Genomic DNA, 24,419 nt, shown 5'->3' with positions numbered 1-24,419 from the left:
TCTCTCAGCGGCCCGCCGCCTGTTCGTCGCGCAACGTCATACACGTACTCGACAGGCGGGCGACCCGCTTCCCGTCCTCGTTCGTGATGTCACACTCGACGAGGCCGACGGTGCGGCCGCCCTCGACGACGCGGCCGACGGCCTCCAGTCGCTCCGACCAGACGGGTCGGAGGTAGTTCACCGTCAGGTCGAGCGTCGTGAACGACTCCGCCTCGGCGAGCGTGCTCGCGTAGGCCGTCCCCATCGCGGCGTCGCCGACGTCACAGACGACGCCGCCGTGGAGCGTCCCCATCGGATTGGCGTGCTCCGGCCCGGCGTCGAAGGCGAGGCGTGATTCGCCGTCCGCGGCTTCGAGTACGTCGAAGCCGACGAGGACCCCTACCGGGGGCCGGGGAATCCCCTCGGCGCGCTCCTCGACGGCCAGCTCGCGAAAGCCGCCCTCGCGGGTGAACTCGATGCTCTCCTCGAGGTCCACCCGCCGGAGGAGCGCCTCCCGGGCCAGCGCTTCGGGGTCGTCCGTCGTCGCCGCCAGGCGGTCGTACTCCTCGGCGGTGAGCGTCACCTCGACACGGCGCTCGTCGCTTGCCATGCCACCCACTCCGAGCGCGGGCGCATAACTCCCGGCCATCGCGCCGCACGGGCGATTTCGTATCGCACTCTCCGATTTATCGACGTATCCAGTCAAGTCCCCTCACCCCCAACCACGGCCATGACAACCGTGGAAATCGTCGTCTACGAGGGGTTCGACGAACTCGACGCCATCGGTCCCTACGAGGTGCTCGCCAACGCCGCCGGTCTCGGTGCCGACATCGCCGTCTCGCTCGTGACGCTGGAACCGTGCGACGTCGTCGAGGCGAGCCACGGCCTCCGGGTGGAACCGGACGGCGTCCTCGGGTCGCCCGACGTCCTCGTCGTCCCCGGCGGCGGGTGGAACGACCGGAGCGCGGCGGGCGCGTGGAGCGAGGCCGAGCGCGGCGAGATTCCCGAGGCGGTCGCGCGCCTCCACGACGGAGGGGCGACTATCGCTTCGGTCTGTACGGGTGGGATGTTGCTGGCGCACGCGGGCGTCCTCGACGGCCGCCCCGCGGTCACGCACGCGGGCGCGCTCTCCGACCTGCGCGAGTTCCCCGTCGAGGTGCGCGAAGAGCGCGTCGTCGACGACGGCGACGTCCTCACCGCGGGCGGGGTCACCTCCGGGCTGGACCTCGCGTTCCACCTCGTCGAGCGCCTGGCGAGCGTCGAGGTGGCGACGCGCGTCGCGAGCGAGATGGAGTACGACCGGCGCTGAGCGTCGACGGACGACTTATCCGTCGTGGTGGGGTACTGTGGCCATGACCGACGGCGAGGTCGACCCGAGCGAGGCGTTCCGCCCGCTCGGCAACGAGGTCAGGACGCGCGTCCTCGCGTCGCTGCTCGAACCGGTCGGTGGGGGTCGCGACGCCGCCGACCCGGACGGCGACAGCGCGGGCGTCGCACCCACGACGAAGACCTTCTCGGAACTGTTCGAGGCCAGCGGCGCGGAGACGACCGCCGGGTTCGCCTACCACCTCCGACAGCTCACCGACCACTACCTCCAGGAGACCGACGACGGCTACACCTTCACCTACGCGGGCCTGCAGGTCGCCCGCGCCATCGTCAGCGGTGCCTACACCGAGAGCGTCGACCGCGACCCCGTCGCCCTCGACGACCCCTGTCCGCTCTGTGCGGCGGCCGACCTGCACGTCGCGGTGACGGACAACACGGTCGGCGTCTCGTGTCACGCCTGCGAGGCGGACCTGCTCTCGCTGCCGTTCCCGCCCGGCGGCCACCGGACCCACGACGACGCGTCGCTCCCGGGGGCGTTCGACCGACTCCACCGCTCGCGGGTGGCGCTGCTCGTCGCCGGCACCTGCCCGGAGTGCGGCGGCACGTCGAGCGCGCGCGTCGAGTACGCCGACGCCGACGCGGTCGCCACGGACGGGGCCGAGACAGAGCGCCCCGCCAGTCCCGTCCGCCTCCACCTCGGCTGTGCGGCCTGCGGCTACACGCTTCGCTGTCCGGTGACGCTGGCCGTCCTCGACCACCCGGCGGTGGTGTCGTTCTACTACGACCACGCGCTCGACGTGCGCGAACGGCCCATCTGGAACGTGGGCCGCGAGTGGCGAGAGGCGGTGCTCTCGGACGACCCGTGGTGCGTTCGCGTCTCGACGGAACTCGGGAACGAGACGCTAGAACTGCTCGTCGGGCGCGACGGGACGGTCGTCGAGACCGACCGCCGGGCTCACTCGGCGTCGGACGCCGCGTCCTCGCCCACGTCGACCGTCCGGTAACCCTCCTCGTCGACGACGGCAACCGCGATGAACTCCCCGTCCTCGTCCTCGTCGTCCTCGTCGCTGAGCGCGTCGCGCGCGAGCGCGATGGCGTCGTTGAGCCCCATCTCCTCGTCGTAGTGCTCCTCGAGGTGTTTGCGGAGGTCGTCGCTGCCGCCGCCGATGGCGGCCGCGCGCCACTCGTAGGGCGTCCCCGAGGGGTCGGTCTCGAACAGGCGCGCCTCGCCGTCGACGTAGCCGCCGACGAGCAGCGCCGCGCCGAACGGCCGGGCGCCGCCCGACTGGGTGTACTCCTGGATGTGACGGCTCACCTCGGTGGTGAGCTGCTCGGTCGTGACGGGCTGGCCGTAGCGGAGTCGCTCGACCTGCGCCGCGCGCCGCGCCACGTCGACGAGCTGGCGGGCGTCGGCGACGTGGCCGGCGCTCGCGACGCCGTGGTTGTCGTCGACCTTGTGGAGCTTCTCGACGCTGCGCGGTTCGAGCAGCGGCGACCGGACACGCCGGGAGGCGGCGAGGACGACCCCCTCCTCGGTCCGGATGCCGACGCTCGCGCTCCCTCGTTTCACCGCCTCGCGGGCGTACTCGACCTGGTAGAGTCGCCCGTCGGGCGAGAAGATGTTGCTGCCGCGGTCGTACGCCTGTCGGTCGTTGCCTCCCATCATGCGAGTGCCTCCGTGACGTCGTCGTAGGTGTCGATGTTCACGCCGTCGGCGGTGATACGCGCGACGGTTATGCCGTTTCCGCTTGCGGTGTCGCGTTCGAGCGCGCTGTCGACCGCCTCGGCCGCCACCTCGACCCCCTCCTCGAGGGTGAGGTCGTCGCGGTAGAGGCGTTCGAGCGCCCCCGTCGCGAGGGTCATGCCGCTCCCGCTGGCGCTGTAGGCGTCCTCGAGGACGCCACCGGCGCCGTCGATACTGAACACGCGTGCCTCCCCGTCGGCGTCGACCCCGCCGAGGACGGGGCTCGCGGGCATCCCGCGCAGGAGCTGGCCGGCGGTCTGGGCGAGCGCGTCCACGTCCATCGGCTCGCCGCGGCGCGCCTCGTAGAGGTTCGCCGAGGCGCGCAACTGGCGGATGAACGCCTGGGCGCCGCCGACGGACCCGGCCATCGTGACCGCCGCCCGGGGGTGGACCTGCTCGATTTTCATCGCCTGCTTGTTGGAGACGAACCGACCGCCGAGGCTGGCCCGGCGGTCCGCGGCCAGCACGACTCCCTCGCTCGTCGCGAGGCCGACCGTGGTGGTGCCGGTCTTCGTCACCACATCGTCGTTCATACCTCCCCTCGGGGCGCGCGCCGGATAAGTACTCGCTAAAGATGCCTTTAGCTGAGGCCTCGGGGCTCCTCGCCCGCCGTGGGGGACGGCGGCGTGCCGTCCCGCTACGACCCCCGCGGCGCAATCGCTTTCCCGGAGCGCTCCACTCTAACGGGTATGACAGCCGAGGTCGAGCAGGAGGAGCGCGAGCGAGGACCGCTCGCCGACCGCGAGTGGCGACTCGTCCGCGAGGAGGCCCGCCCCGGGCCGATGTGTATGGCACTCGACGCGGTAGCCGCCGAGACCGCCGCCGCGGGCGGTCCGCGGACCGTCCGCGTCTACCAGTGGGCGCCGAGCACCCTCTCGCTCGGCTACCGGCAGGACCCCGCGGACGTCGACTGGGCGTTCTGCGAGCGCGAGGGAATCACCGTCACCCGCCGGCCGACCGGCGGCGGCGCCATCTACCACGACCACGAGGGCGACATCTCCTACTCCATCATCGCACCCGCCGCCGAGTTACCGGGCGACCTCATGGAGACCTACGACCTGCTCTGTCGGCCGCTGCTCGACGCCTGCGCCGCAGTGGGTGTCCCTGCCGGGTTCGCGGAGCGTGAGCACCCCGAACTGTACCACCCCGCCTGCTACCTCCGGGAACTGCACCCCGCCCACGACGTCGTCCACGAGGGTCGAAAGCTCTCGGGGAACGCCCAGTACCGCCGGCGCGACAGCGTCATCCAGCACGGCTCGCTCACCTACTCCGCGCGCGCCGAGCGGACCCTCGGCTGTTTCACCGACCCGCCGGTGACCCCCGAGGCGTTCCGCGAGCGCGTCACCGCGCTCGACGAACACGCCGACGTCTCGCGCGGGGCGGCCGTCGAGACGCTAGAGGAGTCACTCCGCGCGTGGGCGGACGCCGAGGAGGGGACGTGGACCGACGCCGAACTCGACCGCGCCGCCGACATCGCCGAGGCGAAGTTCGCGAGCGAGGCCTGGAACCGCAGGCGCGAGGACCCCCTCGCGGGCCGCTGAACCGCCCCCGTCCTCGCGTACGCGTTCCGAAGTCCCTATATCGCCGTCGGAGTAGGTTCAGCCACCAATGCTCAGAGTCGGAGCGCACGTCTCCATCGCGGGCGGCGTCGACAACGCCGTCGGCAACGAGGTCGCCGTCGGCGGGAACTGCGGACAGATATTCACCCACTCCCCGCAGGTGTGGCAGGACCCCAACATCGGCGACGAGGAGGCCGAGGCCTTCCGCACAGGGACCGAAGCGAACCTCGACGGCCCGTGGGTCATCCACTCGTCGTACCTCGTCAACCTCTGTACGCCGAAGGACGACCTGCGTGCGAAGTCCGTCGACTCCATGCAGAAGGAGGTCGACGCGGCCGCGAAGCTCGACATCCCCTACGTCAACGTCCACCTCGGCGCGCACACCGGCGCCGGCGTCGAGAACGGCCTCGCGAACGCCGCGAGCGCGCTCGACGAACTCGACGTGCCCGACGACGTGACCGTCCTCGTCGAGTCCGACGCGGGCAGCGGCACCAAACTCGGTGGCGACTTCGAACACCTCGCGACCGTCCTCGACGACAGCACACAGGCCCTCGACGTCTGTCTCGACACCGCCCACGCCTTCGCCGCGGGCTACGACCTCTCCACCGCGAAGGGCGTGAAGGCCTCGCTCACCGAGTTCGACGACGTCGTCGGCCTCGACCACCTCCGGTGCATCCACCTCAACGACTCGAAGCACGCCTGCGGGACGAACAAGGACGAACACGCCCACATCGGCGAGGGCGAGATCGGCGTCGGGGGGATGGAGACGCTCGTCAACGACCCGCGCGTCGAGGACGTCCCGCTCGTCCTCGAGACGCCCACCGAGGACGGCAAGAGCTTCGAGTGGAACATCCAGCGGGTCCGCGAACTCCGCGGGGAGTGACCGCCGCTCGCCACCCGAACCCTCCCCCTCGATAATAAATACTTATGCCCTGACACCACGTCGGTCGGGTCGATGCCCTCCCCCGCTCGCCTCCCTCCCAGCCTGCTGCTCGGCGGTGCCGTGGTCTGCGGTCTCGTCGCGGCGGGCGTCGACGCGTTCGTCACCATCACCGGCGAGACGTACGCACAGGCCGCGTTGCTGCTGCTCGCGGTCCCGTTCGGCTTCGCACTCCTCCTCGCCGCCCTGCTGCGCGAGCGCCTCGCGTCTCCCCGGCACGCGGTGCTGTTCGTCGCGGCGGTCGGCGCGCTCGCAACCGTCGTCGAGGTGTCGGTCGTCCTCGCGGCCGACGAGTTCGACCCGACGGTCGCACTCGTCTCGGCCGCCGGCGCGGCGCTGCTCTACGCGGGGCGCCGCCTCGTCGACGCCGCGGCCTGAACCGCCGGAATACCCCCAGCGTTTTCGTCGTCGCCCGCCCATCGACGAGCGATGCGACGGTTCTCCGCCGATTACCTGTCGGACACGCGCGCGGGCATGTGGGACGAGGACTCCCGCGCGGCGCTCGCGCCGCTCTCGCTCGCCGACCGCGAGGTGGTCCTCGACGTCGGTTGCGGGACGGGCGCGCTCGCGACGGTGCTGGCCGAGGAGACCCCGCCCGACGCGCGCGTCGTCGGCCTCGACCGGGACGCCGCGCTCCTCGGGAGGGTCCCCGCGACGGTCGCGCCCGTACGGGCCGACGCCCTCTCGCTGCCCGTCGCCGACGGGCGGGCCGACCTGGTGGTCTGTCAGGCGCTCCTCGTCAACCTCCCCGACCCGGTCGCCGCTGTGGGGGAGTTCCGCCGCGCTTCGAGCGACCTCGTGGCGGTCGTCGAACCCGACAACGGGGCCGTGCGCGTCGAGTCGAGCGTCGAGGCGGAGACGCACCTCACCGCCCGTGCCCGCGAGCGCTACGTCGCGGGCGTTCCGACGGACGTGACCCTCGGGTCGGTCCCGGGGCTGTTCGAGGAGGCTGGCCTCGTGGACGTGGAGACGCGCCGCTACGACCACGAGCGGGTCGTCGAACCACCCTACGACGACGCGGCGCTCGAGGGGGCGAAGCGGAAGGCGACGGGGTCGCGCCTGCGCGACCAGCGCGAGACGTTGCTCTCGGGAGGGTTGACCGAGGCGGAGTACGACGCGCTCAGACGGGAGTGGCGCGAGATGGGGCGCGTCGCCGTCGAACAGATGGCGAACGGCGAGTACCGGCGGCGCGAGGTGGTCCCGTTCCACGTGACGGTCGGGCGGGTGGGGAGAGAGTGAACAGGCGACGCCGACCCCGCCCGCGAGGCGTGGCGTCGCGCTCCCGCGGGCGCCTCGCGGTCCGTCTCAGGACACGGCGACGCTGGTCCCCTCCTCGAACATAAACCCTCAGACCACGTCGCCGCGGACGGTCATCCCCTCCTGTTCGGCCCGGTAGGCGCGGAGCGCGTCGGCCGCGTCGGCCGCCTCCTCGTCGTCCATCCCGAGCATCGAGAGCGAATCGGAGAGGGTCGGGAAGACGAGGTCGCCCGCCCGCAGTTTCTCGAACGCCGTCTCCGAGCGGGTGCCGTCGACCCACAGACAGACCCCCCGCGGGTCGAGTATCTGCTCGTAGGCCCCCCGTGCTCGCGCCCCCTTCAGCCGCTGGGTGACGTTGTTCTCGAAGCCGGTGTTGCACACCTCCAGGTGGACCGGTTCGTCGGGCGCGAGGAGGTGGGCGGCGAGGCACTGCTCGGGGGCGACGTGCCCGCTGTGGTTGGCGCGGATGGCGTCGGGGTGCTCGTCGGCCCACGCGGCCGAGACGGTCTTTCCCACCCCTTTCACGCCGTGGCTGGCCTCGAACTCGGCCTCGCGGTCGGCGTCGCCGTGGAACAGGAGGTCCTTCGTGAGGTAGACGTCGAGGCGCTCGACCGGGTCGAGGCCGAGCGCGACGTCGCCGTACACCCACACCTCGCGGACGGGGACGGGCATGGTCTCGCGTTCGACGGCCTTGACCAGTCGTGCGACGCGGGAAACGGCCGCCTCGCGGGAGAGCGCAGACATCGTCCCGAGTAGACCGGCGACGCGAAAAACCGTTTCTCCCCGCGTCGACCCGTCGCACGTCCGGGACGCGAACTATCACGCCGCCGAAGGGACGCACCGTGCGACACGTGGCCGCGAAGTATTTCACCCCGGGTGCGCTGGCTTCGGGCATGGCTCCCTCGCCGGTCGGGGCGGTCTCGCCCGTGGCGCAGTCGGACTCGTCGTCGCTCGCCGCCACCGAGCTGTTCATGGTGCTCAGCGTCGACATCATCCTCGTCATCCTGCTCACCGCCGTTCTCGTGGCCGTCGGGCGGCGAACCGGGGTGCTCGCGGGCGTCGCGCCGCAGCTCCCCTCACCGACGGGGGCGTTCCTGCTCGCGTCGGCGGTGGTGGTCGTCTCCGAACTCGTCCGCCTCCAGCTCGTCGCCGCGGCCATCCTCGCGGTGCTCTGCGTGGTGATGGGCGGCCTCGCGGCCGTCGTCCTCACGGCGTTCGACGAGGAGGGCGCGACGAACGGCTCCGACCCCGAAGAACCGACGACCGACTGATTCTCCCCTCTCGCGACCCGTAACCGTGATTGTCGTCGGTCCGATAGCGAGGGGCAATGGACTGTGATAAGTGCGGCAATCCGGCGGTGATGCACGCCGCCTACTCTGGGCTGCACCTCTGCGAGAAACACTTCTGCCGGTCGGTCGAGAAGCGCGTCAGGCGCCGCATCCGCGAGGACGCGCTGCTCTCGCCGGACGCGACCCCGGACGACCCCGAGACGTGGGTCGTCGGCCTCTCCGGCGGGAAGGACAGCGTCGTCCTCACCCACATCCTCCACGAGACGTTCGCGAAGGACCCCCGCGTCGAACTCCTCGCGCTCACCATCCACGAGGGCATCGAGGGCTACCGCGACGAGTCCGTCGACGCCTGCCTCGACCTCGTCGAGGCGCTCGACCTGCGCCACGAACTCGTCACCTACGAGGAGGAGTTCGGCCTCCGGATGGACGACGTCGCCGAGTCCGACCCGCTCGGGATGGCTCCCTGCGCCTACTGCGGGGTGTTCCGCCGGGACGTCCTCTCGCGGTACGCGACGGAGTTCGACGCCGACAAACTCCTCACCGGCCACAACCTCGACGACGAGGCCCAGACCGCCCTGATGAACGTCCTCGAAGGTGACGTCGCGCAGGTCGCGAAGCACTTCGACGCCAGCCTCGGGAGCTTCGAGGAGCGCGCGGAGGTGGAGGAACTCGTCCCGCGCGCGAAACCCCTGCGCGACGTCCCCGAGAAGGAGGTCGCCCTCTACGCGCACCTGAAGGACCTCCCGGCACACATCACCGAGTGTCCCCACGCGAGCGAGGCCTACCGCGGCGAGATACAGCGCCTCCTGCTTGACCTGGAGGAGAACCACCCCGGCACCCGTCACTCCATCATGGCGGGCTACGAGGAACTGGCGGGCATCGCCGCCGAACGCTATCGCCGAGGCGACGGCCCGGAGATGCGCGAGTGCGAGCGCTGTGGCGGCGCGACGACCCGGTCGCTCTGCCGGAAGTGCCAGCTCGTCGAGGCCGTCGACGCCGCGTAGCGGTCCCCTCGGCGCGAGTTTATGCTCTCACCCGCCCATACCCGAGGGTATGCGAGAGATAACGACCCGCGTCGACATCGACGCCTCGCCCGCGGCCGTCTGGCGGGTCCTCACGGACTTCGCGGCCTACCCCGAGTGGAACCCCTTCATGACGGTCGAGGGGCACCCGCGGAAGGGCGAGCGACTCACGGTCCACCTCTCGCCGCCCGGCGGCCGGTCGGTCACCTTCCGCCCGGTGGTCCGCCGGGCCGACGGCGACGAACTGCGCTGGGAGGGGCGCCTGTTCGTCCCCGGCCTCTACGACGGGACCCACCGCTTCGCGCTGACGGAGCACCCGGACGGGACGACGACGCTCGTTCACGACGAGACGTTCGGCGGCGTCCTCGTCGGTCCCATCAACCGGCGGTTCGGCCCCGCCGTCGAGCGGGGGTTCGAGGAGATGAATGCGGCGCTGAAGGCGCGCGTCGAGGCACAGAGCGAGGCGGTCGCGTAGCGTCGGTCGAACGCGCTCGCTGGTGGTCGAAAGAGAGAGAACCGGTGTTCGTTCGTCTCCGGGTTACCGGATGACGTCGAGGCCGTTGTTCTGTTCGAGCTGGGAGGTGCCGCCGTCGGTCTCCCCGTAACTGACGTTCTCGTGGCCGTCGTCCTCGATGGCCTGTCGGGAGGCGTTGGCCTGCTTCTGGGTCGTGGGGCCGAGGATCTGTGCGGACTGGACGCCGGTCATGATGGCCATGACGCGGACCTTGCCCTTGTACTCCTCCTGGATGCGCGCGCCCCAGATGACGTTGGCGCTGGCCTCCAGGCGGTCGGTGATGTTCTGGGCGATACCCTCGGCCTCTTTGAGGGTGAGGTCGGGGCCGCCGGTGATGTGGACGAGGCCGCCCGAGGCGCCGCGGTAGTCCACGTCGAGCAGCGGGTGGTTCATCGCGTCCTTGACCACTTCCTCGGTCTTGTTCTTGTCCTGGGTCTCGCCGACGAGCATCACCGCGACGCCGCCCTGGTTCATGATGGTGGACATGTCCGCGTAGTCCAGGTTGATGAGGGAGGGCTGGGTGATGGTCTCGCTGATGCCCTTCACCGTCTCCGCGATGATCTGGTCCATCACGGAGAAGGCCTTGCCGATGGGCAGGTTCGGCACGTAGTCGAGCAGTCGGTTGTTGTCGAGGACGATGATGGAGTCGGCCTCGTTGCGGAGCTTCTCGAGGCCCTCTTCGGCCTTCACCGTGCGGGCGCGTTCGACGTTGAACGGCGTCGAGACCATGCCGACGACGATGGCGCCCTGCTCCTTGGCGATCTTCGCGACGATGGGCGCGGCGCCGGTACCGGTGCCGCCACCCATGCCGGCGGTGACGAACACCAGGTCCGCCTCGCCGAGCACCTCCTTGATGGTACCCTGGGCCATCTCGGTGGCGCGCTCGCCCATCTCGGGGTCGCCGCCGGCGCCGAGACCGGCCGTCAGGGACTTGCCGACGAGTATCTTCGTGTCGGCCTCTATCATCTTGAGGTGCTGTTTGTCGGTGTTGATGGCGACGGTGTCCGCGCCGTCGACGCCGATGTTGTAGAGGCGGTTGACGGTGTTGTTACCCGCGCCACCGCAGCCGACGATGACGATTCGGGGTTCGCCGAACTCGTCGTCGTCCGAGTCGGACATCTTGCGCTGCTCCTTCTCTGCGTTCTCGAGCGCGGAGTTGACGATGTCCTGCATCTACGCCCTCGCCCACGGCCGTTTGTTCTGACGCCCGCGGTCGGCGTTCTCCTCGTTGATCATGTCACGCACGGCGGCCCGGATGGCCTCGCTTCGATTCGGGTACTCACCCGTCTCGACCATGCGTTCGACCTCTTCTATCTGCTGCTTCGGAATCCGTAGTGTCACACGCTCCATTGTTGTATTTCCCCTTGTGTCCGGTAAGACGTCGGGCCACCGTGTCACACCGGCCCGCGCGTCTTACACGCCAAACCGCACCACGGGTCGGGGTTTCGACCCCCGAACCCAACGTGTAAGACGAACGTCTTACGCAGGTGTTTGCATACCCTGGTGTATAATAAATCTTCGGTATATCGTAAGACACGATTCGGGACGAGTCGTAAACACGACGGGTTACTGGCGGTCGAGGACGTCCGCTGCGGGCGTCCTCCGGCCGCATCCCGGGCAGAAGCTCCAGTCCGAGCGGACCTCGTCACCGCAGTCACAGAAGACGCGGTGGTTCGCCTTCTCCCCGCAGTTCGGACAGAAGACGTGCGACGAGGACAGCCCCTCGCCGCACTGGCCGCAGGTCGGGTCGGACCGGCCCTCCGACGCCCGGGTCGGCTCCGCTTTCGTGTCGTGTGCGTCGCGCTCCCGCCCGCGTGCGGGTCGCTCCGCCTCGGTCTCTCGCTCAGTCGTTCGTCCCGCGTCGCGTGTCTTACGGTCGTCGACGGCCGTCGCCCCGTCGACGTTGATTGTGAGCGTGACGTCCCGCGTGTCGGCCGGGCGGCCGTCGTAGCCGCCCCCGGCGCGCACCTCCGCCAGCACTGCGTCGGCGATCTCCGCGACGAGGTCGTCGCTTCGCTCGGCGAGTATCGCGTCGACGCGCTCGCGGACCAGCGCGTCCAGCGCCGCGCGGTCGAGTCCCGCGTCGGACGCGGTGGGCTCGGCGGACGCCGACGGCGCGGGCGCGTCGCTCCCCTCGTCGAGGTACGCCCGGAGCGCCTCGCGCATGACCTCGCTCTTGGAGGCGTCTCTCCCCTCCAGGCGCGCCACGAGGTCGTCGTCCGCGCGGAACGTTATCTTGCTCATGCGAACGTGTGACGTATATTGGTTGGACTATAAGAATCTTCTCTCATCGTCCGACGCGTGACCGACGCCGGGGCGAACGATAAGGGTTAAATTCGATGGTGCGTTCGTATCTGATAGACCGCTCTTAGCTCAGTCTGGCAGAGCAGTCGACTGTAGATCGACTTGTCCCCCGTTCAAATCGGGGAGAGCGGACTTCTCCTGCGAACGACGTGAGCAGTGAGCCGTCTCCCCGACTCGATGTGAACAGGGAGTGTGGTCACTCGACCGGCGGGACGAATCGCTCGGTGCCCTTCGCCACCACGTAGGGGACGTGGCGGGAGAGGGACAGTCCCAGCCTGGTCTTCCGGTCGGCGGTGACGACCCTGTCCGTCGACGCTATCCTGTCGGCCAGTTTCCGTCCGACGTCCGCTGGGTCGCTCAGCAGGGACGCCGGGTAGCCGAGTCGGGCCGCCGACCGGGTGTTCGACAGCGGGGGGTGCATCAGCGTACACGCGACGTTCTCGTGGCGCAGTTCCAGCCGCAGGGACCGGACGAGCGCCTCTATCGCCCCCTTCGTCGAGGCGTAGCCGGAGAGGCCGGGGTGGCCGACGAGGCCCGCCCCGGAACTCACGTTGTGGACGATGCCCTCGTTTCGCGCCCGCATGTGCGGTAAGACGGCCCGAATCGTTCGGACGTACCCGAAGTAGTTCACCTCGAACTCGCGTCGCGTGTCGGCGAGCGTCGTCTCCGCGAAGGGGGCGAAGGTGAACACCGCGGCGTTGTTGACGAGGACGTCGATTTGCTCCCACTCGTCCAGCACGGCGCCGACGGCCGCCGCCACCTCGTCGTCGCTCGTCACGTCGCACTCGACGAACCGGACTCGCTCGGGGTGGGCCTCCTCCAGCGCCTCGACGTGCTCCCCGTGGACGTCGAGGCCCGCGCCCCGGTAGCCGTCGTCGACCAGCGAGGCGAGCAGGTGGTAGCCGATACCCTCGTTCGCGCCGGTGACGACCACGACCCGCCCCCGCTCGGATGACTGCATAGCGGCGCCACTACGTCGGTGGTACGGATTAGCTCAGTGGTCGGTTCGCCAGCGACCGCGAACCGCGTGCGACGACCCGACCCGTTCCGTCTCGCGCGCGTACGAACCCGGCGAGAGAAAGTACTTAAACCACGGCTCGTACCCCCGTAATACGCCCGGACACGTACGAGACGACGAACTGTCACGATTCGACGAAAGTGGGGCACAGCGAAGCGTTCTCGAATCCTGAACACGCTACATTACTCTCTGATAAACTACTTCGAATACGAGAAAGTATGAAACTAAAGTAATTCTTAAGTATGTGTGTGTCGGACCGGAGAGCAACCACTGGCACGTGGGATTGCGGCGGGTGGGACACCGTGGCTGGCGTCCCTCGCTCGCGGCGTCCGGGGAGCGACCCTCGACGGCCACGCGGGCGCGTCACGTACGCGCGCTGACGCACTCGCCCTCGTCGGGCCGGTGGACAGTGAAAAAACCATGATACGCAAACTCAAGCAGCTGTTTACGACGGACGACCGCGCCGTCTCGCCGGTCATCGGCGTCATCCTGATGGTCGCCATCACGGTCATCCTCGCGGCCGTCATCGGGACGTTCGTACTGGGACTGGGCGACAGTATGGGTAACAACGCGCCGAGCGCCAGTTTCAGCTTCGACCAAGATGGTGACGTTGCTACGTCCGGAGCGACACTAGATATCGAACATAACGGCGGTCAGACGCTCGACAGCGAGAATGTTGAAGTTCGATACAAAGGCGAAGAAATCACTGACGATATGGATACGTCGTTCACTTCGGATATTTCGTCCGGAGCGATAGCGACTGTCGATATCTCCGACACGGCAACTAACAGTTACAGTGAAGGTGACGAGATAACCGTCGTGTGGGTCTCTGACGGCGAGACGTCGGAACTCGGTAGCCACGAACTGAGCTAATCCGGCTCAACGAACTTTCGTAGCAACACTTCGATTTTTGACCGCTGACTTCCTCGCGAGAGGCTTCCGCGCTGTTCTGAACCCCTCAGATACCGCCGACGCCCTCGCGATACTCCGTGACGTGTTCGAGTGCCCGGTCGACGTGCTCGCTCGCGTCGCCCGCCTCCTCCGAGAGTTCCCGGAGGATGTTCATGTGGCGGTCCAGTCGCCCCTGGTCGGGGCCGCGCTCTGCGGTGGCGAGTTTGGCGAGCGCCTCCGACTGCCCGGCGAGTCGCTCGCTCGTCTCGCCCTCGGTCGATTCGGCCGCCGCGTCCAGTTCGTCGCTGGCCGCCTGGAGTTCGTCTCTGACCATGCGCGGGGGTATGTGACTCCCCGTGAAAACCGTTGATACCGCGGCAGGTGGGCGGGGACCGTCGCGTTCAAGTCGAATTGCACTAATCACGGGACAGTGGCGCACACGTTCGACCTCTTCGGAACGCTCGTCCGGGCGGCGACGCCGGACGACCCCGCCCGCGCCGTCGCCAAGGAGCTAGCGGCCCGCGACGTGGCCGTGCCCGACGACTGGGCGCGCGCCTACGGCGAGGTCCACATCGACGCCCCCGAGGGTGCGGAGGTGCCCCTGCCGGCGCACGTCGCGGCCGCCCTGCGGGACCGCGGCGTCGACGTGCCCGCCAACGCGGCCCGCCGCGCCGTCGTCGCCGCCTTCGACCCCGACGTGGAGACGGTCGAGGGCGCGCGCGCGGCCGTCGCGGCCGCCGCCGAGCGCGGGCCGGTCGCGGTCTGCTCGAACTGTAGCGTCCCCGAACTGGCCGCCCGGACGCTCATCCGGGCCGACCTGGAGCGCGACGCGTTCGACGCCGTCGTCACGAGCGTCGCCTGCGGGTGGCGCAAGCCCGACACCCGGCTGTTCGAGGCGACGGCCCGGACGCTCGGCGTCGCCCCCGACTCGCTGACGCACGTCGGGGACGACCCGCGGACCGACGGCGGCGTCGAGGCCGTCGGCGGGCGCTTCGTCGACGTGGCGGACGTCCCCCTCGCGACCTTCCCCGACTGGCTGGAGGGCCGGTAGATGTCGCTCGCCGGCGCGGGGGCCGTCGCGCTGGCCGCCGTCCTCGACGCCGTCGCGGCCGAACCGCCGGCGCGCGTCCACCCCGTCGCCTGGTTCGGCCGTCTCGTCGCCCCCCTCGACCGCGAGTGGACGCGCCCGCGACTCGTCGGTGGCCTCGTCGCGCTCTGTCTCCCCGCGCTCGCGGGGGGCGTCGTCGGTGGCCTCGTCGCGCTGGCCGCGTCGCGCTCGCCCGCGCTCGCGGCCCTCCTCGCCGGCCTCGTCCTCTTCTCGACGACCAGCCGCCGGATGCTGACGGACCTCGCCCGGTCGGTCGTGGACGCCTCGTCGGCCGACCTCCCCCGCGCCCGCCGCGACCTGCGCGGGCTGGCGGGCCGCGATGCGGGGGCCCTCTCCCCGGGCGAAGTTCGCAGCGCCGCCGTCGAGAGCGCCGCCGAGAACCTCGCGGACGGTCTCGTCGCCCCCCTGCTCGGGTTCGTCGCCGGGACGCTGCTCGGCGGCCTCCCCCTCGGCGCCGGCCTCGCCGCCTGGGTGAAGGGCGTCAACACGCTCGATTCGATGCTCGGCTACCGCTCGAAACCGGTCGGGACCGCGAGCGCGCGCCTCGACGACGCCGTCATGTGGCTCCCCGCGCGGGCGAGCGCGGCCCTGCTCGCGCTCGCCGCCGGCGCGCCCCGCGCGCTCGCCGCCGCCCGGCCGTGGCTCGCGGGCGTCCCCTCCCCCAACTCCGGGTGGCCGATGGGGACGCTCGCGGCGGCGACGGGTGCGCGCCTCGAGAAGCCCGGCGTCTACACGCTCAACCCCGACGCCCCCCTCCCCTCGCTCCCCGTCGCCGAGCGAGGGGTGTGCGTCGTGGACCGGGCGGCGTGGCTCGCCGTCGCGCTCGCGGCGCTCGCACTCGCGCTCCCCGCGCTCCCGGAGGTGGGCGGGTGGTCCTGACCGCCCTCCGGGGGGCGCTCGGCTTCCTCTCGCGGCTCCCCGTCGGCCGTGACCGGCGGGCGTGGGAGGCGTTTCGAACCACCCCCGTCGCCTTCGTCCTCGCGGCCTACCCGCTCGGCGCGCTGGTCGCGCTCCCCGTCGCGCTCGCGGCCGCCCTCCCCGCCCCGGCCCCGGTCGTCGCGTTCGTCCTCCTCGTCGCGCTCGTGCTGGTGACGGGCGTCAACCACGCCGACGGCGTGGCCGACCTGGGTGACGCCGCGAGCGTCCACGGCTCGCCGGCCGACCGCCGCGCCGTCCTCAAGGACACGACGGTCGGCGTCGGCGCCGTCCTCGCCCTCGCGCTCGTCGTCGCCGGCCTCGCGCTGGCCGGCCTCGCGCTGGCCGGCCTCCCTCCGCTCGCGCTGTTCGGCCTCGTCGTCGCGGGCGAGGTGGGCGCGAAGCTTGCACTGGCGTGCGTCGCCTGCCTCGGGGAGGCGCCCCACGACGGCCTCGGCGCCGCCGTCACGAGCAGGGCCGACGCCTCGCAACTCCCCGGCCCGACACTCGCGGCCCTCCCCGCGCTCGCGCTCACCGGCCCCTCGCCGGCCGCGCTCGGCGCGCTCGCAGGCGGCCTCGCGGGCGGTCTCGCGGTGCTCTGGTGGGCGCGGCGGGCGCTCGGCGGGGTCAACGGCGACGTCTTCGGCGCGGCGAACGAGGTAGGACGCGTCTGCGCCCTGCACCTGGGGGTGGTGCTGTGGACGCTCTGGTGATGTGCGGGGGACGCGGCACCCGCCTCGACCGCGGGGAGAAGCCGCTCGTCCCGGTGTGCGGCACGCCGATGGTCGAGCGCGTCGCCGACGCCTGCGCGGACTCGGCGGGCATCGAGACGACCTACGCCGCCGTCTCGCCGCACGCGCCCGACACCGCCGACCACGTCCGCGAGACGCTCGGCCTCCCCGCAGTCGAGACCCCCGGGGAGGGCTACGTCGCCGACCTCGACCGCGCGCTCGCCGACCCTCGCCTCTCTCCCCCCCTGCTCACCGTCGTCGCGGACCTCCCGCTCCTCACCGGCGGGGTGCTGGACGCCGTCTGCACCCGCGCCGATGGCGGGTCGCTCGCGGTCTGCGTCCCCGTCTCGCTGAAGCGCGACCTCGGGGTGAGCGTCGACACGCGCTTCGACCACGGGGGGCGCGCGCTCGCGCCCACCGGCTGTAACGTCGTCAGTGACGACGCCGATTCCATCATGACTTCCCACGACCATCGACTCGCCGTCAACGTGAACCGACCGGACGACCTCGCCGTCGCGGAGGCGCGATGCGACTAGTCCTCGTCGCCGGGACGACCGCCGTCGCCGCCGTCGAGGGCATCAGCGCCGCCGGCGCCCACCCCGCGCTCATGCGTCACACGCCGAGCGCGGACGCGGAGATACTCGTCTACGGCGCGCCCGTGGCCGCGCCCGACGGGACGACCCACCCGACGCCGGTCAGCCCCGAGGGCTGTCCGACGCCGGCGGTGATGACCCGCGCCGCCCGCGAGGTGCTCGGCTTCGACGCGACCGTCGTCGACGCCGGCCTCGCCGCCCCGACCGGCGCGCCGACCGTCTCGCTCGACGCCGCACCCGGCCGCGACGTGCGCGACCCGGAGGCCGTCCCCGACGCGCACGGCATCTTCGAGCGCGGGCGCCGACTCGGCCGCGCGCTCCCCGACGACGGCCCGCTCCTCCTCGGCGAGACCATCCCCGGCGGGACGACCACCGCCCTCGGCGTCCTCACCGCCCTCGGCCACGAGGTGGGCGTCTCCTCCTCGCTCCCGGAGAACCCCCTCGCCCTGAAACGGGAGGTGGTCGCCGCCGGCCTCGACGCCTCCGACCTCGAACCGGGCGAGGCGGCCGACGACCCGCTCGACGCCGTCCGTGCCGTTGGCGACCCCGTCCTCGCGGGCGTGGCAGGCCTCGCCGTCGGCGCCCTCGACGCCGGCGTCGAGGTGGTGCTCGCCGGCGGCACCCAGCTGGTCGCGGCCGGCGCCGTCGTCCGCGGGTTCTCCGACGCCCCCCTCGAACTCGCCACCACCTCGTTCGTCGCCGACTCGACGCCCGACCTCGCGGCCGCCTGTTCCACCCTCGCCCTCGACCTGACCGTCACCGACCCCGGGTTCACCGACGACCACGTCGCCACGCGCCACTACCGCGCCGGCGTCGGGAAGGAGGGCGTCGGCATGGGGGGCGCGCTGGCGCTCGCGGCCGAGCACGCCGCCCTGGACGACACGCGCGAGCGCATTCGCCTCGTCTACGACCGACTGCTCGACGGCGAGGGGCCGTGAGATGGACCCAGAGAGCGTCGAGAGCGTCGACCGGGTGCCCCACGGCAGCGACGACAGCGTCGCCCTCGACCTGAGCGCGAACTGCAACCCGGTCGTCCCCGGGGGTGCCCGGAGCGCGTACGACCGGGCGTTCGAGGCCTCGCGCACGTACCCCCGCGACGACTACCCCGACTTCCGGGCGGCCGCCGCCGACTACGTCGGCTGCGACCCCGAGAGCGTCGTCCCGACGCCGGGCGGCCTCGCCGCCATCCGCCTCGCGATGGGCGTCACCGTCTCGCCCGGCGACACCGTGCTCGTCCCGTCCCCCTCCTTCGGCGAGTACGCCCGCGAGGTGCGCCTGCAGGGTGGCGTCCCCGCGTTCGTCGCGCAGACCGACGCGCTCGACGCCGACCCCGCGGGCCACGCCCTCGCGGTGCTCTGCACGCCGAACAACCCCACCGGCGACCTCCCGTCACCGGAACGCCTCGACGCGTTCCACGAACGCTGTCGCGCGGCGGGGACGCCGCTACTCGTCGACGAGGCGTTCCTCGACTTCGTGGCGCGGGACTCGCTCGCCGGCCGCGAGGGGGTCGTCGTCGCCCGCTCGCTGACGAAGGTGTTCGGCCTCCCCGGCCTCCGGGCGGGGTTCGCCGTCGCCACCGGCCACCTCGCCGCCCGCCTGCGGACCGCCGTCCCCGCCTGGGCGCTCGGGACGCCCGCCGCCGCCGTCGGCACTCACTGCCTGCGCGACGAGCGCTTCGTCCACGAGACGCGCGAACGGGTCGTCGCTGAGCGTGCACACCTGCGCGACGGCCTCGAAGCGAGGGGGTTCGACGTCCACCCCTCCGACGCGCCCTACCTGCTCTGCGACGTGGGGGCCGACCCCGCGCCGCTCCTCGCCGCCCTCCGCGAGCGGGGTATCGCCCTCCGGGACGCGACCACGTTCCGGGGCCTCGACACGCACGTCCGGGTCGCGGTGAAGACGCGCGAGGCGACCGACCGTCTCCTCCGAACCCTCGACGAGGTCGATGGCGTACTCGACTGACCTGCGCGCGGGCGTCGGTCGCCTCCGGAGCGACGAGCGGGCGCGCTGGCTCTCCTCGGGGTGGCGCGGCGGGTTCACGGAGACCCGCGCGGCCTACAACGTGAGCGTCCCCGACGGGTGGCCGGAGGTGGACCTCGACGCGTACGGCGCCGAGCGGCGCGAGCGCGCCGGTTTCGAGGACGGTCCAACCCTGTTCACGGGCGTCGACGCCCGGCACGCCCGCTGTGCCCGCCTCGGGCCGGTCACCTGCCTCGCCACCGCCGGCGTCTCCAACCCGGCCGCCCTCCCGGTGGGTGAGGCGACGCCGACCGACGACGCCGACACCGCCGTCGACTCGGTCGAGGGGTCGAGCGACTCCTCCCGGGAACCGCCGGGGACGGTCAACGTCCTGCTCGGGACGACGACGGCGCTCACCGACGGGGCGCTGGCCGGCCTGCTGGGGGTCGCCGTCGAGGCGAAGACGGCGACGCTCCTGGCGACGACGGGCTTTCCGGGGACGACGACGGACGCCGCCGTCGTCGGCTGTCGGGTGCGTGAGACTCCGGACCCCTTCGCCGGGAGCGCCACCGAGGTCGGTGGCGCGGCGCGGGCGTGCGTCCGGGAGGCGGTCCGCGCCAGCCTCGACTCGCGGTATTCGGAGGACGGCTGGGCGGTTCCCGGGTCCGTCGAGGCGGCGAAGTACGGCCTCTCGACGACGGCGCGCGCGGACGTGTTCGTCCCCTGAGCGCTCCCCCGTCGTCGGTCGCCGTTAGGCGCGGTCCTGGAACCCCGCCACGGCGTCGTAGAGCGCCGCCCGGCGCGCGCCGTGCATCAGGTAGTGGTCGCCGCCCGCGAGTTCGAGGTACTCCCCTTCCTCGGTACCTAATTCGTCGTAGAGCGTCGTCGCGTCCTCCCGGACGGAGATGACGTCCTCGCTCCCCCGGACGACGAGCGTCGGGAGGTCGAGGGCCGCGGCGTCGTACGGCGGGTTCCCCCGGCCGCAGTCGTCGTAGTCGGCGAGCGCGCCGGTCTGGGCGAGGTAGCGCTCCCCGTCGACGCCCTGGTTCGACTCGACCTGCGTCCGCCAGATGGCCTCGAAGAGCGCGCCCGTCTCGCCCTGTCGGTCCTTCACGGTGTCGTACTCCTGGTAGTGGTAGGCGCCGAAGTCGGCGTCCAGACCCAGCGCCGCGAGGCCCTCCTCCACGTCGTAGGGGACGTCGTAGACCGGGGCGACCTGCGTGAGCGAGGCGACGTCGGGGTCGTTGCGCTCGACGAACCGCCCACAGGTGTTGGTCCCCCACGAGACGCCGACGAGGTGGACGACGTCGTAGGACTCGCGGACGAACGCGAAGGCGTCCGCGACGTCGTTCGCCGCGAGGTCGGTGCGGACCGGTGGGCCGTTCGCTTCGGGTGGCTCGTCCAGTTCGGGCGGTCGTTCGGAGTCGCCGTACCCGCGGACGTCGAGGGCGAACGCGGCCCGGCCCGCGTCGGCCGTCGCCGCCAGCCAGGAGTAGGAGTCGTCGCCGGGCACCGGCGGGGCGAACAGCGCTCGCGCGCAGGTGATGCTCCCGTGGAGGAAGAGGACGGCCTCGGTCGCGTCGGCGGTCGATTGCTCCCAGCAGTTGAGCGAGAGGCCGTCGCGGGCCTCGACGGTGTGCGCGGTCGGGTCCATGCCCCCACTCGCGAGGGAAGCGAGTAAAGCGCTCGCCCGGCCGTGTGCTACGTCGTGTCAATCCTGCACAACGACTAAGGGGGTGCCGGAAATACGAGATGACGTGCCACGCGCCCCTCGAGGCGCCGGTGCGTTCACATGACCGCGTCCGACCACATCCCGACGCTCGCCGTCCCGGTCAGCGAGGGGTACGGGGTCGACGCGGTCACGCACCGCTGCACTCGGTCCACCCATCTCGCGTAACCGGACGGGTCCCCCCGTCCGCGTCGATGCTGGGTGGGGCCGAGTGCGCTAGCGTTCTCCCTCAGCATCGATTCCCCCGCGTCGGAGCGCCCGCTCCGCGGTTGCGAGCGGGTACTCCGGGTGGACCACCGCGTCCGCGTGGAGCGGCCACCCCTCGGGTTCGACCCCCGGCGGACGCCTCATGTCCATGCATGAACTCCCGGCCACGCGGGTGGCCGTCAGACTGTGGGTGCCCCGCGGTGCCGCCGGCGACCTCGCCGGCGGCGCGCGGCGCGTCCTCGAAGCCGTATCGACCGTCGACCGCGTCGAGACCCTGGAGGTCACGGGCTTTCGGCCCACGGCGACCGACGTCCGCGTCGAGGTGCGCGCGACCGTCGCCCTCGCCGCCGGTACGGACGCCGCCGACCTCGAAGCGGGTTTCGGCGTCGTCGAAGCCGCGGTGGACGCGTGACCCGCGCTCGCTCGAACGCGTCCCGCCCCGCGGTCGGGGCGCGCGCGGGTTCGACTCCCGCCGGGACGCCTCGCTCGTCGCCGACCCTCGACGACCGGCGTCGCCGGCGGACGTGACAACCCCCCCTTCGACCCTCTCTACTGCCGGACGTCGACCAGTTCGTAGCTGACGTTGTGTTCGCGCAGGCGGTCGGTGTGCGCCGACCGCTCGCGGGCCGTCACGACGAGCAGGACCGACAGCCCCCTGACGGCGGCCTCCTGGACGGCCTGGGGGGTGCCGAACCTGATGTCGGGCGCGAGGTCGACGCCCCGGACCGCCGCCAGCGCCTCCGTCCCCGCGACGCCGACGAGGTCGTGGGCCGCCGCGAGGTCGACGAGACGGTCGGCCGCGACGGCGCGACTCCCCCCCTCGCGTACGCCGGGCAGGACGACGACGGTCACCGTCCCGGGGTCGTACTCCAGCAGTCCCTCGAACTCGGCGACGCCGAGGTCCGCTCCCCGCTCGGCGTCGGTGAGGGCGACGGCCGTGGCACCGGTCCCCGCGTCCGCGTCCTCGGGCGAGGCGGTGAGCGTCCCGTCGCGCATCGACAGCGCGACGCGGTCGCCGGCGGTCACGGCCGCGGCCGCGATGGCCGTCTCCGACTCCACCTGCCCGATGACGTCCTCGCTGACGAACTCGGTGTACTCCCGGAGGTCCTCGGTGCGCGAGATGAGCCAGTCGACGCCCTCCTTCGTCACCTCGTAGCGCCCGCGACCGTGTTTCTCGACGTGGCCGGCGTCGACGAGCGCACGGATGTACTCGCTGACAGCCTGGGCGGTGACGCCGACGCTGTCGGCGATCTCCTGCTGGCTCACCGCCGGCTGGCGCGCGGCGATGGCGACGAGAATCTGGTACCGCGAGGCGTCGCGCTTGTTCCGCAGGACGGCGACGTCACGCTCGTCCACACCGTCGGTCATAGTTCCACTTCCGGGCGCCCGTGCAAGTAGCTTTCCGGACGCTCCCGCCGCTCGCCACCGGGTCCCTACGGTTCCGCGGGCTGGGCGCGGGGCGTCTCCTCGTACTTGTCGCGGAACTCGGCGATGAGTTGCCCCATCTTCGCGTACCAGTCGTTGAGCATGCGCTGCATCTCGTCGGCGACCACGTCGGGGTCGGTCGGGCGGTAGACGTGGTAGTAGCCGCCCTGTTCGTAGTTCACCTGTTCCTTCTGGACGAAGCCGGTCTGGAGGAGGCGCTGGACGGCGCGGTAGGCGGTCGAGCGCTCCCGGTCGACCGCGGTCGCCACCTCGTCGACCGTCAGGGGGTCGTCGTGCTCGACGAGGACGCGGAAGACCTCCTTGTCGAGTTCCTTGAGCCCGTGGATACACTCGAGCAACCCCTCGCACTCCATGTCCTGCTTGAGGTACTCGCTCATCGAGTCTGCCATTGACGGACGATAGCCACCCCACGGTAAAAAGAGTTGTGTGGTCTGTGCATAACCGCGCACGCCGGACGCGGGGCGCGACCGACGGCGAGGTCAGTCGGTGGAGGCGGGCCGCGGTTCCTCCCTCCGACGGAGCGCGAGGAGACTGCTGTAGCAGACGGCACCGCTGACGAGCAGCGCGCTCCCGACGATGATGGCGAGGCTGAGGTGGCTCAGGGCGGGCGTCCCGAGGGCGAGACCGACCTGCCGGATGGCGACGGCGACGGCGCCGAGCAGCAGCATCGCCCCGAAGTACCCCTTGATGTCGTCCTCGCTGACGACGCCCGTCGCCGCCGACCCGACGCGCGCGCCGAGGGCGCTGCCGGCGAGCAGCGGGGCGACGATGCTGAGGTCGACGCCGCCCGACTGCGCGTAGAGGAAGCTCCCGACCGCCCCGGAGATGGTTATCTGGAGGATGTCCGTCCCGACCGCGACCGCCGCGGGGACGCCGAGGCCGTACAGCATGGCCGGCATGAGGAGGAACCCGCCGCCGACGCCGAGGAAGCCCGCGAGGACCCCCACCACGAGGCCGATGGCGAAGACGACCCAGACGGAGACGGTCGGGCCGTCGAGTATCGACACGGTCGGCGGGAGGCGGACGCGAGCGAGGACCGCCCCGCTCCCGGTCGGGTCGCCCTCGCGGCGGGCGTCGACGACGACGAACGCGCCGACGGCACCCAGCAGGACGACGTACGCGACGGAGACGACGAGGTCGGCCGCCCCGAGCGCCTCCAGCGAGAGGACGGCGCGCTTGCCGAACTCGATGCCGACGCTGACGCTGACCGTCAGCAGGGCCGCGAGGCGGTAGTCGACCTGTCCGAGGTCGCGGTGACGCAGCGCGCCGATGACCGACGTCCCGAAGACGAACGCGAGGCCGCTCCCGACGGCGACGCGCGAGGGGTACCCCATCACGAGCAGCGCCGGCGTGACGAGGAACGACCCGCCCATCCCGAAGAAGCCGAACAGGACGCCGACGAGCACGCCGAAGCCGACGAACAGCGCCAGCGTGGCGGCGCCGACGCCGAGGAGTTCGACCGCCATCTCACTCGCCGCCCAGCGCCCGTTCGAGGTGCGGCGCCGCGACGCGGGTCACGCCCCCGTAACCGGCGTAGAGGACCAGCGACTCCGCGAGGACGAGGCCGACCAGCACGACGGCCTGCGACGACCCCGACAGCGTCTCGATTCCGAACATCAGTACCACCCCGCTCCGCGGGTGAGTCGTGTGTGAGTCATGGGTTTCTCTCTGGTACTCCCTATCCGGTTCCTGCTCTTAACGGTTTTGGGACTAGCGCACAATACTATATCGCGGTATCCAACGCGTGGAGATGCATACGTTACGGGTAGCTACGAACGGTCGCCGGTGTGAGTCGTGGCGGTTCGCGCGCGGCCGCACCGTCGGCCGGAGGAGCGGTTCGGCGTCGGACACGCATCGCTGTCCGGTCGCACCCGTCCCGTCCGGGGAG

33 protein-coding genes and 1 tRNA gene are annotated in these 24,419 nt (G+C 71.5%); 19 read left to right on the top strand and 15 right to left on the bottom strand.

All coding sequences use genetic code 11. From position 1 onward, the window contains the following. Nucleotides 1–4 precede the first annotated feature (4 nt). Nucleotides 5–589, bottom strand: coding sequence for a PaaI family thioesterase (locus P1Y20_RS09975; RefSeq protein ID WP_304448514.1), 585 nt, complete (start codon nt 587–589; stop codon nt 5–7). Between the two features lie 120 nt (nt 590–709). Between P1Y20_RS09975 and P1Y20_RS09970 the strand changes: the two genes are divergently transcribed. Further along, nucleotides 710–1,288, top strand: coding sequence for a DJ-1/PfpI family protein (locus tag P1Y20_RS09970; RefSeq protein WP_304448513.1), 579 nt, complete (start codon nt 710–712; stop codon nt 1,286–1,288). Between the two features lie 43 nt (nt 1,289–1,331). Further along, a complete protein-coding gene (locus tag P1Y20_RS09965) occupies nt 1,332–2,309 on the top strand; it encodes a DUF7351 domain-containing protein (protein ID WP_304448512.1) in 978 nt (325 codons plus the stop codon). On the opposite strand, the gene psmA is transcribed toward P1Y20_RS09965, so the two are convergent. Both psmA and P1Y20_RS09955 read right to left on the bottom strand, forming a co-directional pair. Next, a complete protein-coding gene (psmA, locus tag P1Y20_RS09960) occupies nt 2,261–2,971 on the bottom strand; it encodes an archaeal proteasome endopeptidase complex subunit alpha (RefSeq protein ID WP_304448511.1) in 711 nt (236 codons plus the stop codon). The genes P1Y20_RS09965 and psmA overlap by 49 nt on opposite strands. After that, entirely contained in the window at nt 2,968–3,582 is a 615-nt protein-coding gene (locus P1Y20_RS09955) for an Ntn hydrolase family protein (RefSeq protein ID WP_304448510.1), read from the bottom strand. The genes psmA and P1Y20_RS09955 overlap by 4 nt, the downstream gene beginning before the upstream one ends. A gap of 156 nt (nt 3,583–3,738) precedes the next feature. On the opposite strand from P1Y20_RS09955, the gene P1Y20_RS09950 reads away from it, so the two are divergent. The 4 genes from P1Y20_RS09950 to P1Y20_RS09935 all read left to right on the top strand — a co-directional run bounded on the left by P1Y20_RS09950 (nt 3,739) and on the right by P1Y20_RS09935 (nt 6,787). Then, on the top strand, nt 3,739–4,590 hold the full coding sequence (locus P1Y20_RS09950; RefSeq protein WP_304448509.1) for a lipoate--protein ligase family protein: 852 nt from the start codon (nt 3,739–3,741) through the stop codon (nt 4,588–4,590). A 67-nt stretch (nt 4,591–4,657) separates the two neighbouring features. Next, nucleotides 4,658–5,491, top strand: a complete 834-nt coding sequence (locus tag P1Y20_RS09945) for a deoxyribonuclease IV (protein ID WP_304448508.1) — start codon at nt 4,658–4,660, stop codon at nt 5,489–5,491. Nucleotides 5,492–5,563: 72 nt separating this feature from the next. Next, entirely contained in the window at nt 5,564–5,926 is a 363-nt protein-coding gene (locus P1Y20_RS09940; protein ID WP_304448507.1) for a hypothetical protein, read from the top strand. Between the two features lie 51 nt (nt 5,927–5,977). Continuing rightward, entirely contained in the window at nt 5,978–6,787 is an 810-nt protein-coding gene (locus P1Y20_RS09935) for a class I SAM-dependent methyltransferase (protein ID WP_304448506.1), read from the top strand. 108 nt (nt 6,788–6,895) lie between these two features. Here the strand turns inward: P1Y20_RS09935 and P1Y20_RS09930 are convergent, their stop codons facing one another. Next, nucleotides 6,896–7,549 carry a DUF7095 family protein gene (locus P1Y20_RS09930; RefSeq protein ID WP_304448505.1) on the bottom strand — a complete coding sequence of 218 codons (654 nt, stop codon included), beginning with the start codon at nt 7,547–7,549 and terminating at the stop codon, nt 6,896–6,898. A 149-nt stretch (nt 7,550–7,698) separates the two neighbouring features. Between P1Y20_RS09930 and P1Y20_RS09925 the strand changes: the two genes are divergently transcribed. From P1Y20_RS09925 to P1Y20_RS09915, 3 genes are read left to right on the top strand one after another with little or no spacing between them, the layout of a single operon-like run. Then, a complete protein-coding gene (locus P1Y20_RS09925) occupies nt 7,699–8,076 on the top strand; it encodes a hypothetical protein (RefSeq protein ID WP_304448504.1) in 378 nt (125 codons plus the stop codon). Nucleotides 8,077–8,132: 56 nt separating this feature from the next. After that, entirely contained in the window at nt 8,133–9,098 is a 966-nt protein-coding gene (gene ncsA, locus P1Y20_RS09920) for a tRNA 2-thiolation protein NcsA (protein WP_304448503.1), read from the top strand. A 49-nt stretch (nt 9,099–9,147) separates the two neighbouring features. Next, on the top strand, nt 9,148–9,591 hold the full coding sequence (locus P1Y20_RS09915) for an SRPBCC domain-containing protein (RefSeq protein WP_304448502.1): 444 nt from the start codon (nt 9,148–9,150) through the stop codon (nt 9,589–9,591). A gap of 63 nt (nt 9,592–9,654) precedes the next feature. On the opposite strand, the gene ftsZ is transcribed toward P1Y20_RS09915, so the two are convergent. The 3 genes from ftsZ to P1Y20_RS09900 all read right to left on the bottom strand — a co-directional run bounded on the left by ftsZ (nt 9,655) and on the right by P1Y20_RS09900 (nt 11,874). Beyond that, nucleotides 9,655–10,803, bottom strand: a complete 1,149-nt coding sequence (gene ftsZ / locus P1Y20_RS09910; RefSeq protein WP_304448501.1) for a cell division protein FtsZ — start codon at nt 10,801–10,803, stop codon at nt 9,655–9,657. After that, complete coding sequence (gene cdrS / locus P1Y20_RS09905) at nt 10,804–10,980, bottom strand: transcriptional regulator CdrS (protein ID WP_304448500.1); 177 nt, start codon at nt 10,978–10,980, stop codon at nt 10,804–10,806. It abuts the gene before it with no gap. Nucleotides 10,981–11,196: 216 nt separating this feature from the next. Next, nucleotides 11,197–11,874, bottom strand: coding sequence for a double zinc ribbon domain-containing protein (locus P1Y20_RS09900; protein WP_304448499.1), 678 nt, complete (start codon nt 11,872–11,874; stop codon nt 11,197–11,199). Nucleotides 11,875–11,992: 118 nt separating this feature from the next. On the opposite strand from P1Y20_RS09900, the gene P1Y20_RS09895 reads away from it, so the two are divergent. Then, a tRNA-Tyr gene (locus P1Y20_RS09895) sits at nt 11,993–12,066 on the top strand. 64 nt (nt 12,067–12,130) lie between these two features. On the opposite strand, the gene P1Y20_RS09890 is transcribed toward P1Y20_RS09895, so the two are convergent. Further along, a complete protein-coding gene (locus P1Y20_RS09890) occupies nt 12,131–12,895 on the bottom strand; it encodes an SDR family NAD(P)-dependent oxidoreductase (RefSeq protein WP_304448498.1) in 765 nt (254 codons plus the stop codon). A gap of 477 nt (nt 12,896–13,372) precedes the next feature. Here P1Y20_RS09890 and P1Y20_RS09885 point away from each other — a divergent pair, with 477 nt between their 5' ends. Beyond that, nucleotides 13,373–13,825, top strand: coding sequence for a type IV pilin domain-containing protein (locus tag P1Y20_RS09885; RefSeq protein WP_304448497.1), 453 nt, complete (start codon nt 13,373–13,375; stop codon nt 13,823–13,825). Between the two features lie 85 nt (nt 13,826–13,910). Here P1Y20_RS09885 and P1Y20_RS09880 read toward each other — a convergent pair whose 3' ends face one another. Then, nucleotides 13,911–14,177, bottom strand: coding sequence for a DUF7553 family protein (locus P1Y20_RS09880; protein WP_304448496.1), 267 nt, complete (start codon nt 14,175–14,177; stop codon nt 13,911–13,913). Nucleotides 14,178–14,273: 96 nt separating this feature from the next. On the opposite strand from P1Y20_RS09880, the gene P1Y20_RS09875 reads away from it, so the two are divergent. From P1Y20_RS09875 to P1Y20_RS09845, 7 genes are read left to right on the top strand one after another with little or no spacing between them, the layout of a single operon-like run. Next, nucleotides 14,274–14,894: an HAD family hydrolase gene (locus tag P1Y20_RS09875; protein ID WP_304448495.1), complete on the top strand. Its 621-nt coding sequence runs from the start codon at nt 14,274–14,276 to the stop codon at nt 14,892–14,894. Continuing rightward, on the top strand, nt 14,895–15,830 hold the full coding sequence (gene cbiB, locus P1Y20_RS09870) for an adenosylcobinamide-phosphate synthase CbiB (protein ID WP_304448494.1): 936 nt from the start codon (nt 14,895–14,897) through the stop codon (nt 15,828–15,830). It abuts the gene before it with no gap. Beyond that, a complete protein-coding gene (gene cobS, locus P1Y20_RS09865; protein WP_304448493.1) occupies nt 15,821–16,579 on the top strand; it encodes an adenosylcobinamide-GDP ribazoletransferase in 759 nt (252 codons plus the stop codon). The genes cbiB and cobS overlap by 10 nt, the downstream gene beginning before the upstream one ends. Then, the gene (locus P1Y20_RS09860) at nt 16,579–17,133 is read left to right on the top strand and encodes an NTP transferase domain-containing protein (protein ID WP_304449484.1); all 555 of its coding nucleotides are present in this window, start codon (nt 16,579–16,581) and stop codon (nt 17,131–17,133) included. The genes cobS and P1Y20_RS09860 overlap by 1 nt, the downstream gene beginning before the upstream one ends. Then, nucleotides 17,124–18,128: a nicotinate-nucleotide--dimethylbenzimidazole phosphoribosyltransferase gene (locus P1Y20_RS09855; RefSeq protein ID WP_304448492.1), complete on the top strand. Its 1,005-nt coding sequence runs from the start codon at nt 17,124–17,126 to the stop codon at nt 18,126–18,128. The genes P1Y20_RS09860 and P1Y20_RS09855 overlap by 10 nt, the downstream gene beginning before the upstream one ends. Nucleotide 18,129: 1 nt before the next feature. Next, entirely contained in the window at nt 18,130–19,152 is a 1,023-nt protein-coding gene (gene cobD, locus P1Y20_RS09850; RefSeq protein ID WP_304448491.1) for a threonine-phosphate decarboxylase CobD, read from the top strand. After that, nucleotides 19,136–19,876: an adenosylcobinamide amidohydrolase gene (locus tag P1Y20_RS09845; protein WP_304448490.1), complete on the top strand. Its 741-nt coding sequence runs from the start codon at nt 19,136–19,138 to the stop codon at nt 19,874–19,876. The genes cobD and P1Y20_RS09845 overlap by 17 nt, the downstream gene beginning before the upstream one ends. A 24-nt stretch (nt 19,877–19,900) precedes the next feature. On the opposite strand, the gene P1Y20_RS09840 is transcribed toward P1Y20_RS09845, so the two are convergent. After that, nucleotides 19,901–20,803: an alpha/beta hydrolase gene (locus P1Y20_RS09840; protein WP_304448489.1), complete on the bottom strand. Its 903-nt coding sequence runs from the start codon at nt 20,801–20,803 to the stop codon at nt 19,901–19,903. A gap of 291 nt (nt 20,804–21,094) precedes the next feature. Continuing rightward, nucleotides 21,095–21,235 (bottom strand): hypothetical protein, encoded by a 141-nt coding sequence (locus P1Y20_RS09835; protein WP_304448488.1) that lies wholly within the window; start codon nt 21,233–21,235, stop codon nt 21,095–21,097. On the opposite strand from P1Y20_RS09835, the gene P1Y20_RS09830 reads away from it, so the two are divergent. Continuing rightward, nucleotides 21,234–21,497 (top strand): hypothetical protein, encoded by a 264-nt coding sequence (locus P1Y20_RS09830; protein ID WP_304448487.1) that lies wholly within the window; start codon nt 21,234–21,236, stop codon nt 21,495–21,497. The two genes, P1Y20_RS09835 and P1Y20_RS09830, sit on opposite strands and share 2 nt — an antisense overlap. A gap of 137 nt (nt 21,498–21,634) precedes the next feature. Here P1Y20_RS09830 and P1Y20_RS09825 read toward each other — a convergent pair whose 3' ends face one another. The 4 genes from P1Y20_RS09825 to P1Y20_RS09810 all read right to left on the bottom strand — a co-directional run bounded on the left by P1Y20_RS09825 (nt 21,635) and on the right by P1Y20_RS09810 (nt 24,148). After that, complete coding sequence (locus P1Y20_RS09825) at nt 21,635–22,453, bottom strand: DUF7839 domain-containing protein (protein ID WP_304448486.1); 819 nt, start codon at nt 22,451–22,453, stop codon at nt 21,635–21,637. Between the two features lie 65 nt (nt 22,454–22,518). Then, on the bottom strand, nt 22,519–22,920 hold the full coding sequence (locus P1Y20_RS09820; protein ID WP_304448485.1) for a helix-turn-helix domain-containing protein: 402 nt from the start codon (nt 22,918–22,920) through the stop codon (nt 22,519–22,521). Between the two features lie 90 nt (nt 22,921–23,010). After that, on the bottom strand, nt 23,011–23,997 hold the full coding sequence (locus P1Y20_RS09815; protein ID WP_304448484.1) for a sulfite exporter TauE/SafE family protein: 987 nt from the start codon (nt 23,995–23,997) through the stop codon (nt 23,011–23,013). A gap of 1 nt (nt 23,998) precedes the next feature. Then, on the bottom strand, nt 23,999–24,148 hold the full coding sequence (locus P1Y20_RS09810; RefSeq protein WP_304448483.1) for a DUF7512 family protein: 150 nt from the start codon (nt 24,146–24,148) through the stop codon (nt 23,999–24,001). Between the last annotated feature and the right edge of the window lie 271 nt (nt 24,149–24,419).

Source organism: Halomarina ordinaria, from assembly GCF_030553305.1.
Taxonomy (GTDB): domain Archaea; phylum Halobacteriota; class Halobacteria; order Halobacteriales; family Haloarculaceae; genus Halomarina; species Halomarina ordinaria.
Note: the sequence above shows the minus strand (reverse complement) of the source record. Positions and strands in the feature narration are given on the sequence as shown.